This is a genomic window from Roseateles sp. (genome assembly GCF_046300915.1).
Taxonomy (GTDB): domain Bacteria; phylum Pseudomonadota; class Gammaproteobacteria; order Burkholderiales; family Burkholderiaceae_C; genus Kinneretia.
Genome location: NZ_JBKCLH010000044.1, coordinates 1 through 9,231, shown reverse-complemented (window position 1 = coordinate 9,231; position 9,231 = coordinate 1). Strand labels below are relative to the sequence as shown.

General features: G+C 67.1%; 8 protein-coding genes and 1 pseudogene. 2 read left to right on the top strand and 7 right to left on the bottom strand.

The features are described from left to right. The 7 genes and pseudogenes from ACK5F2_RS03325 to ACK5F2_RS03295 all read right to left on the bottom strand — a co-directional run. Positions 1 to 585, bottom strand: a pseudogene (locus ACK5F2_RS03325) (hypothetical protein); the annotation flags it as partial. A gap of 43 nt (positions 586 to 628) precedes the next feature. Then, positions 629 to 2,503, bottom strand: coding sequence for an autotransporter assembly complex protein TamA (locus ACK5F2_RS03320; RefSeq protein WP_409862779.1), 1,875 nt, complete (start codon positions 2,501 to 2,503; stop codon positions 629 to 631). Continuing rightward, a complete protein-coding gene (locus ACK5F2_RS03315; RefSeq protein WP_409862777.1) occupies positions 2,500 to 3,684 on the bottom strand; it encodes a vWA domain-containing protein in 1,185 nt (394 codons plus the stop codon). Before ACK5F2_RS03315 ends, ACK5F2_RS03320 begins: the two co-directional genes overlap by 4 nt. Before the next feature lie 88 nt (positions 3,685 to 3,772). Continuing rightward, positions 3,773 to 5,863, bottom strand: coding sequence for a prolyl oligopeptidase family serine peptidase (locus ACK5F2_RS03310; protein ID WP_409862775.1), 2,091 nt, complete (start codon positions 5,861 to 5,863; stop codon positions 3,773 to 3,775). Then, entirely contained in the window at positions 5,839 to 6,444 is a 606-nt protein-coding gene (locus ACK5F2_RS03305) for a GNAT family N-acetyltransferase (RefSeq protein ID WP_409862774.1), read from the bottom strand. The genes ACK5F2_RS03310 and ACK5F2_RS03305 overlap by 25 nt, the downstream gene beginning before the upstream one ends. After that, positions 6,441 to 6,650, bottom strand: a complete 210-nt coding sequence (locus ACK5F2_RS03300) for a hypothetical protein (RefSeq protein WP_409862772.1) — start codon at positions 6,648 to 6,650, stop codon at positions 6,441 to 6,443. Before ACK5F2_RS03300 ends, ACK5F2_RS03305 begins: the two co-directional genes overlap by 4 nt. Further along, entirely contained in the window at positions 6,647 to 7,489 is an 843-nt protein-coding gene (locus tag ACK5F2_RS03295) for an AAA family ATPase (RefSeq protein WP_409862770.1), read from the bottom strand. Before ACK5F2_RS03295 ends, ACK5F2_RS03300 begins: the two co-directional genes overlap by 4 nt. Before the next feature lie 116 nt (positions 7,490 to 7,605). On the opposite strand from ACK5F2_RS03295, the gene ACK5F2_RS03290 reads away from it, so the two are divergent. Both ACK5F2_RS03290 and ACK5F2_RS03285 read left to right on the top strand, forming a co-directional pair. Continuing rightward, positions 7,606 to 8,253: a c-type cytochrome gene (locus tag ACK5F2_RS03290; protein WP_409862769.1), complete on the top strand. Its 648-nt coding sequence runs from the start codon at positions 7,606 to 7,608 to the stop codon at positions 8,251 to 8,253. 126 nt (positions 8,254 to 8,379) lie between these two features. Further along, on the top strand, positions 8,380 to 9,231 hold an 852-nt coding region (locus ACK5F2_RS03285), incomplete at its 3' end, for an HD-GYP domain-containing protein (protein ID WP_409862767.1).

Sequence of the window (9,231 nt, the reverse complement as noted above, 5' to 3'; positions counted from 1 at the left end):
CCATTGCAGCTGCTGCAGCTGCACGCGATGTTGTCGGCCGGCGTCCTCGCCCAGCCAGACGGCTGCCCGCAGCTGGCGCAGCGGGGCCTGTTCCAGACCCGGGGCGCGGATCTCGTCCACGCTCAGCTGGGGCAGATCCAGGGCCAGGGGCAGGCGCAGGTCCTGCGGCGGCGGGCTGGGCGGGCTGGCGGGATCGGCGCGCCAGTCCAGCGCCAGGCGCTGGGCCTGCAGACTGTCCAGATGCAGCCGCCCCCAGAGCTCGGGGCTGCGGTCCCAGCGCAGGCTCAGGCCGCGCCAGGCCAGACCTTGCAGCTCCAGACTGAAGTCTGGGCTGCGCCAGCTCAGGCGCTGGGCGGAGAAGTCCCCCAGCAGGGCGCCCTCGGGGGCCTCGACCACCAGGCCCGGCACCTGGCGCAGCAGCCAGTGACTGCCAGCCGCCGTGCCCAGGGCCCAGTACAGACTCAGGCCCGCGCCGCTGAGCAGCACGGGCAGGGCCAGGCTGGTGGCCAGCAGCCAGCGACCGCGCCGCGCGCGTGGCGGCGCGGCGTCGGGGGCTGGCGCGGCTTGGGGCTCCGAGGGTTTCACAACACGATCCCTACGCTGGTCAGCGCAGCTGCAGCGTCTAGCTTCACAACACGATCCCTACGCTGAAATGCAAGCGCCATTTCTTCAGCTCCTCCCCGCGTGCCAGATCCAGGCGCAGCGGACCGACCGGGCTGCGCCAGCGCAGGCCCACGCCCCAGCCCACGGCCGGATCGATCTGACGCCACGAGTTGGCTGCGCGGCCCGCATCAATGAAAGCAGCCCCCCAGAAGGCGGGCAGGCTGGCGCTCAAGGGGCGGGCCAGCTCCACGCTGCCCGTGAAGAGGCGGCTGCCGCCCAGGGTGTAGCTGCCCAGCTGCGGACCCAGGCTGCGGTAAGCGTAGCCGCGAACGGAGTCGTCGCCACCGGCGCGGTAGAGCAGGCGGTCGGGGATGTCCACCTCGCTGCGTGCCTGCAGCTGCGCCAGCTCCAGCCTGGCGCTGGCAAACCAGCGGCGCCCGGCCAGGGGCTTGTACCAGCCCAGTTTGAGGTGCGCACTGGCAAAGCCGCCCCGGTCGGCCAGAGTGCTGCGAGCCTGACCCAGGCCCAGCAGCAGGGTGGCGGTGTGACCATCTGTGGGGAGCAGTTGGCTGTCCACACGGCGCCAGATGCGCTGCGTGTTCACCGAGACGGCGCTGATGCTGTAGCTCAGGCTGCGCAGGCGCTCGCGCGAGCGCAGCAGCTCCAGATAGTCCAGGCGCTCGTCACGCGCGGTCTCACGCAGACGACCCAGTCGCGCCAGCAGATTGGTGCTGATGAGTTCGGTGCTGCGATCCTCCTCCAGCGTCAGCGAGCCCAGGCTGCTGTAGAGATCGGGCTGGGGGTGGGAGGTGAGCTCGATGGAGGCGCTGCGCAGCTCACGGCTGTAGTCCAGCTTGCTCAGGCTGCGCATCGAGAGCCCGAAGGGCTGGCGGTGCAGGTATTCGAGCTTGACGCCCTGACCCTTGTTGGCGCTGTAGCCCACGCCGGTGGTGGCCTGCTGCAGCGGGGCCTCACGCAGCTTGATGAGCACCGGCGTGGCCTCGGCCTGGCTGGTCTCCGGCTGTATCTCCACGGTGGCACCGTCGAAGAGCTGGGTCTTCAGGATGTCTTCCTGAAGATCCAGCAGCGCGCGCTCGGTGAAGACTTGACCGCTGCGCAGGCGGCTGAGGCGGCGTACCGTGTTTTCGCTGTAGTGCTTGAGGCCTTCAATCTGCAGCTCTCCCAGGCGGAAGAGCGGGCCGCTGTGCAGCAGCAGCTCGAGCTCCACCTGGTTGTTGTCGGCCTGCACGCGCGCACTCGTATGAGCCCAGCGCGCCAGCGGGTAGCCGCTGCTGCGCACCCTGGCCAGGCTTTCGGTCTTGGCGCTGGACCAGTCCGCTTGGCGGAAGGCCCGTCCCGGCTGCAGTCCGAAGTCCTGCAGGAGCTGGCGGCGCAGCCCCTGGGCCAAGGCCTGGGCATCCGCTTCCTGCGGGTTTTGCAGCGCGCCGTCAAAGCTGAGATCCAGTGCGCTGATGCGCGCCTGGGGCCCCGGCGTGACGCGCACCGTGAGCTGCGGCAGGCCTTGCTCCTGCTCGCCCCAGAGCACCTCGGCGCTGGCGTTGAAATAGCCCTCGGTCTCCAGCAGGCTGCGGACCTGGGCGGGCGTGCCCGAGGCCAGGCGCTCCAGCTCGCCGCGGCTCAGACCTTCGTTCTCACCCACCCGCTGGAAGCGGGCCAGATCCAGGTGCTCGCTGAGCAGCTCGGCCAGCGGCGAGGGCGCTTGCACCTGCAGCTTGTAGGCCTGGCGCTGCGGTCCCTCGCTCGTGGTCGACGGCGTGTTCCGCTGGCCATTCGCACGCTCCAGCAGGCCGTTGAGATTGGCGCAGCCCGTGAGCAGCAGGGACAGCAGCGGGGCCGCGATCCAGGCAAGCCATGGCGCGCTCGGTCGTGTACCCCTCATTGGCTCAGCAGGCGCATCGCCCCCTCCAGGCCCTGGAGCGAGAGCGGGTACATGCGCTGGTGCATCAGCTGCTGGATCAGGGCAATGCTCTGGCGGTACTGCCAGACGCCCTGGGGCTCGGGGTTGATCCAGGCGTGCTTCGGGAAGGCATGCAGCAGGCGCTGCAGCCATTCGGCGCCGGGTTCCTCGTTGTTGTATTCCACGCTGCCACCGGGCTGCAGGATCTCGTAGGGGCTCATGGTGGCGTCGCCCACGAAGATCAGCTTGTAGTCCTTGTTGTACTTGCGGATCAGGTCCCAGGTGGCGGTCTTCTCGCTGAAGCGGCGGCGGTTGTTCTTCCAGACGAAGTCGTAGACGCAGTTGTGGAAGTAGAAGAATTCCAGGTGCTTGAACTCGCTCTTGACGGCGGAGAACAGCTCCTCCACGCGGTGGATGTGCTCATCCATGGTGCCGCCCACGTCCATCAGCAGCAGCACCTTGACCTTGTTGTGGCGCTCGGGCCGCATGCGGATGTCCAGCATGCCTGCATTGGCCGCGGTCTTGTGGATGGTGTTGTCCAGGTCCAGCTCGACCTCGGAGCCCTCGCGCGCGAAGCGGCGCAGGCGGCGCAGCGCCACCTTGATATTGCGCGTGCCCAGCTCCAGGTTGTCGTCGTAGTCGCGGTAGGCGCGCTGGTCCCAGACCTTGACCGCGCTCTTGTTGCCGCCCTTTCCGCCGATGCGCACGCCCTGGGGGTTGTAGCCGCTGTTGCCGAAGGGGCTGGTGCCTCCGGTGCCTATCCAGCGATTGCCACCCTCGTGGCGTTCCTTCTGTTCTTCCAGACGCTTTTTCAGCGTCTCCATCAGCTCGTCCCAGCCGAGCTTCTCGATGGCGGCCTTCTGTTCGGGCGTGAGCTCCAGCTGCAGATGCTGGCGCAGCCACTCCAGGGGCAGCTCCTTGGCCAGCTCGGCCGTGAGCATCTCCACGCCCTTGAAGTAGGCCCCGAAGGCGCGGTCGAACTTGTCGAAATTGGCCTCGTCCTTGACCAGGGTGGTGCGGGCCAGGAAGTAGAACTCGTCGATCGTGGCCACGCCGTCCTGGCCGATCACGCCCTGCTGCAAGGCTTCGAGCAGGGTGAGGAACTCCTTGACCGAGACCGGCAGCTTGGCCGTGCGCAGGGTGTAGAAGAACTGGATCAACATCGGCGTTCAGCCACGGAGGGCGGGGGACGGTAGGCTGCGGCCATTATCCATAGCCGGCCTGCGCTCGCGCCCGCCCGTGGGCGGCTCCTTACTTCTTGACGCGCCGCGGCGCGTGGGCCGGGTCGTGGCGCTTGAGCCAGTCGAAGAACTCGCCGTACCAGAGCTGGCTGTTGCGCGGCTTCAGGATCCAGTGGTTCTCGTCGGGGTACCAGAGCAGGCGGGCATCCACGCCGCGGGCCTTGAGCGTGTTGTAGTAGGCCAGGCCCTGGGCGTCGGGCACGCGGTAGTCCATGGCACCGTGGATCACCAGGGTCGGGGTGCTCATGTGCTGGGCGAAGGCATGCGGGCTCTGCGAGGCGATCTTGGCCGGATCGTCCCAGTACCAGGCGCCCAGCTCCTTGGCATGCCAGGTGTAGGCGTCGTCGGCGAACATGGCCTGCCAGTCATAGCAGCCGGCGTGGCAGATATAGGCCTGGTAGCGCCCCGGTTTCACATGGCCGTTCATCCAGGCGACCATATAGCCGCCATAGCTGCCGCCGGTGGCGAAGACGCGCTTCTTGTCGGCCCAGGGCTTCTTGAGCAGCCAGTCGGTGCCGGCCTCCACGTCCTGCAGTTCCAGCTCGCCCCAGCGCTGGGTGATGGCGTCCTTGAAGGCGTAGCCGAAGCTGGAGGAGCCGTGGTAGTTCACGCAGGCCACCACATAGCCCTGGGCGGCGAAGACCTGGGCATTCCAGCGGAAGTGCCAGGCATCGCCAAAAGCCGTGTGCGGGCCACCGTGGATCAGGTGCAGGATGGGGTACTTCTTCTTGGCACTGAAGCCGGGCGGGTAGACCAGCCACATCTGCACCTCGTCGCCCTGGGCGCCCTGGTAGCTGACGGGCTCGTCGCGGCCCCAGGCGAAGCCGGCCAGCAGGGCGTCGTTGAAGCTCTCGATGCGGCGGGCGCGGCCGCCTTCATCGGCGCGGCCCTCGGCCTCCAGCACCGACAGGCGCGGCGGATGCTGCACGCCGTCGTGCTGCACCACCAGGGTGCCGGCCGCCAGGTCAAAGCCCGTCGTGTGGCCGCCCTCGAAGAGCACATGGCCGGCGCAGGTCTTCACATCGAAGCGCCACAGATGGCTGCGGCCCTGTTCCTCGGCGCAGAAGAGCAGGCCCAGATCGTCCTCGTCCCACTGCAGCGGGGCGCTGACTTCGTAGTCCCAGTCCTCCGACAGCACGGCCCAGTGACCATGCTGGTCCAGCACCGCCAGCTGGCTGGGCATGGTGTGCTTCTTGCCGATGTTGGCGGCCAGAAAGGCCAGGTGCGCGCCGGCATGGCTGTAGCGCGGGGCCTGGAAGTCCCAGTCCTTGTCCTGTAGCAAGACCTGGATCTTGCCCGTGCGCAGCTCCAGCTCGGCCAGGGCGTAGCAATGATCCAGGCGCTTCTCGGCCGCGGGGTCGAAGGCGAAGATGATGCGCTTGCCGTCCGGCGAGATGTCGAAGGTGTTGGCGTCCGGATCGGCGCGGGTGAGCTCGTAGTCCGTGCCCTCAAAGAGGTCGCTGACCTTGCCGCTGACCGTGTCCAGCACATGCAGATGCGCCACGCGGCCCATGGGCAGGTTGTGATCCCAGTAGCGGTAGAGCGCCTCCTCGGTGACGTAGCCCGTCTCCTTGCGCTCCTTGAACTCCTTGTGCGCCTTGGCCTGTGCGGCCGCGCCCTTGAGCTTGGGCCAGACCCAGGAGATGAAGGCGATGCGCCGGCCATCCGGGAACCACTTGAAGGCCTCCACGCCCGTGGCCACGGTGGTGACGCGGCGGGCCTCACCACCGTCCGGTGCGATCAGGTAGAGCTGGGCTTCCTCGTCCTTGCTGCCTTCCTGCTCGCGGCGGGCGATGAAGGCGATCTGGTCACCCTTGGGGCTCCACTTGGGCTGGCCGTCTTTCTCCCCGGCCTGGGTCAGGGCGCGCGGCGCGCCGCCCAGGGTGGAGAGCAGCCAGAGCTGGGTCTGGCTCTTGTTCTTCTCCATGGAATAGCGGGTCAGTGAGGCCACGGCCTGGGCGCCGTCCGGCGAGAGGCTGGGCGCGCCCACGCGCTCGACCTGCCAGAGCGCCTCCACATCGAAGGGCTTCTTGGCCGTGCTGCGGCTGCTTGTGCGGCTGCTTGTGCGGGCGGAATTCAGCGGGGTTTGACGAGTTGCCATTGCAGATGGGTCTTGACGGTGGGCCATTCGGGGGCGGTGATGCTATAGACCGCGGTGTCGCGCAGTGTGCCGTCGGGCATGCGCAGATGGCTGCGCAGCACGCCGTCGAGCTGGGCGCCCAGGCGTTCGATGGCGCGGCGGCTGGCGCTGTTCAGGCGGTGGGTGCGGAACTCCACGGCGATGCAGCCCAGCTGCTCGAAGGCATGCTGCAGCAGCATCAGCTTGCACTCGGTGTTGAGCGCGCTGCGCTGCACGCGCTCGGCGTACCAGGTGGAGCCGATCTCGACACGGCGGTGGGCGTTGTCGATGTTCATGAAGCTGCTCATGCCGGCAATGCGGCCCTCGGCGTCAAAGACGGTGAAGGGCAGCATGCTGGCGCGTTCCTGCAGGTCCAGGCGGCGCTGGATCTCGGCCGCCATGCCCTCGGGCTGGGGCACCGTGGTGTACCAGAGCTTCCAGAGCTCGCCGTCGCGGCAGGCGTCCTGCAGCCCGGCCTCATGGGCCGGGGAGAGCGGTTCCAGGCGCGCATGCCGGCCCGTGAGGGTGACGGGGCGGCACAGAGCGGGTGTCGTCGCGCTCATCGAATCAGCAGCTTGCGCGCCAGCCAACGCCCCAGGCCGCAGCCCAGCAGGATGAAGACCAGGCCGATCAGCTGCGGCAGCTGCCATTCGGTCGAGGCAATGAAGTCATAGCCCAGCAGCTTGCCCAGCTGCCAACCCCCCAGCGCGCCCAGGACGAAGCCCAGCGCATCGGCCAGGCCCTGGCGAAATTCCTGGCGGTCGCTCATCGGTTGCGGCTCTGCATGAAGACCAGCTTCTCGAACAGGGTCAGGTCTTGCTCGTTCTTGAGCAGGGCGCCGACCAGGGGCGGGATGCTGACCTTGTCCTCGCCGCTGTGCAGGGCCTCGACCGGGATGTCCTCGGCCAGCAGCAGCTTGAGCCAGTCCAGCAGCTCGCTGGTGCTGGGCTTCTTCTTGAGCCCCGGCAGATTGCGCACATCGAAAAAGGTCTTGAGCGCGGCGGCCAGCAGCTCCTTCTTCAGGCCCGGAAAGTGCACGTCCACGATCTGCTGCATGGTGGCAGCGTCGGGGAACTTGATGAAGTGGAAGAAGCAGCGGCGCAGAAAGGCGTCCGGCAGCTCCTTCTCGTTGTTGGAGGTGATGAAGACCAGGGGGCGGTGCTTGGCCTTGATCAGCTGGCGCGTCTCGTAGCAGTAGAACTCCATGCGGTCGAGTTCGCGCAGCAGGTCGTTGGGGAACTCGATGTCGGCCTTGTCGATCTCGTCGATCAGCAGGGCCACCGGCTGCTCCGCCTCGAAGGCCTGCCAGAGCACGCCCTTGACGATGTAGTTGTGGATGTCCTTGACCTTCTCGTCCCCCAGCTGCGAGTCGCGCAGGCGGCTCACCGCGTCGTACTCATAGAGGCCTTGCTGGGCCTTGGTCGTGCTCTTCACATGCCATTGCAGCAGGGGCAGACCCAGGGACTGGGCGACTTCCTCGGCCAGCATGGTCTTGCCGGTGCCGGGCTCGCCCTTGACCAGCAGGGGGCGCTTGAGGGTGATGGCGGCGTTCACCGCCAGCATCAGATCGGCCGTGGCCACGTACTGCTGGGAACCTTGAAACTTCATGTTTTCCATCAAAGACATCCGGGGCCGCCCCAGTATAAGAGGCGCCACAGCCCCCCCTACAATCGGCGGCGCAACGATTGCAGGCCGTAGTAGTACAACAACCGACTCTGGGGACTATGAAACAACTTCTGCAGATCTCGCTCGCCTTGACCGCTCTGGCAGGCGCCAGCACCATGGCCCTCGCCCAGGATGTGGCGGCGGGACAGAAGAAGGTGGCCATGTGCATTGGCTGCCATGGCATCCCGGGCTACCAGTCCAGCTTCCCCGAGGTTTACAAGGTGCCCATGATCTCGGGCCAGAACGCCAAGTACATCGTGGCCTCGCTGTCGGCTTATGCCAAGGGTGATCGCAAGCATCCCACCATGCGCGGCATCGCCCTGAGCCTGTCTGACCAGGACATGGCCGATATCGCGGCCTTCTACGAGCAGCACGGCAAGGGTGCCGCTGCGCCCGAGCAGGTGCGCGAGCCCAGTGCCCAGGTCAAGGAACTGCTGAACAAGGGGGCCTGCATCTCCTGTCACGGTGCCAATTTCAGCAAGCCCATCGATGGCAGCTACCCCAAGATTGCCGGCCAGCATGCCGACTATCTGTATGCGACGCTGAAGTCCTATCAGGTTGAGGGTAATCCCGTGGTGGGTCGCAGCAACGCCATCATGGCCGGGCAGGTCAAGCAGTTCAGCCCGGCCGAGCTCAAGGCCATGGCGGCCTACCTGGCCTCCTTGCCGGGCGAGCTCAAGACGGTGCCGCAAAGCCGTCTGCGCTGAGACCCACGCGCTCGCTGCGCGCACAAAGCCGCCATGAGGCGGCTTTTTTTGCGCTTATCCCGCCTCAGCCAGGGGCTCGGGCGACGATACTGCGGGGCGTCCGTGCCGCCGGACAATTGCTTGACCATGCTGAAGAAGATTCCGACCCCGCAAGTCCGGCTGGGCATGTATATCCAGGCCCTTGAAGGCTCCTGGCTTTCACATCCCTTCTGGAAGACCCGTTTCGTGCTGACGGACCAGACCGACCTGGACGCTCTGCATGGCAGCGGCGTGCCGGCCGTCATCATCGATGTGAGCCGGGGTTGCGACGTCGCTCCGGCGCCGGCTGTGGTGGCTGTCGCGGCCGTGCCGCCCGCCCAGACAACGCCGTCCGCCGCTCAGCCCGCCGCGAGCCCGACGGACTTTGCGCGGGGCCAAGCGCCCACGCTGAGCATGTCTGAGGAAGTGGCCCGTGCGGCCCAGCTGGTGAACCGCTCCCGCCAGGCCGTGATCAGCCTGTTTGGTGAGGCCCGCCTGGGGCGCGCCATCGACACCGAGCAATGCCTGCCCCTGGTGGAGGATGTGGCCAACTCCGTGGCGCGCAATCCCAGCGCCCTGATCAGCCTGGCCCGGCTCAAGACCAAGGACAACTACACCTATATGCACTCGGTGGCGGTGTGCGCGCTGATGGTGTCCTTGAGCCGCCAACTGGGGCTGGACGATGCGCAGACTCGCGAGGCGGGCATGGCTGGCCTTTTGCACGACATCGGCAAGATGATGATGCCGCTCCATGTGCTGAACAAGCCCGGGCAGCTGACCGAGGCGGAATTTGACATCATGCGCGGGCACCCGATGCGCGGCTACATGATGCTCAAGGAAGGCGGCGCCGTGCCCGAGTCGGCGCTGGATGTCTGCCTCCACCACCACGAGAAGATGGACGGCAGCGGCTACCCGCAAGGTCTCAAGGGCGAGGAGATCAGCCTGCTGGCCCGCATGGGC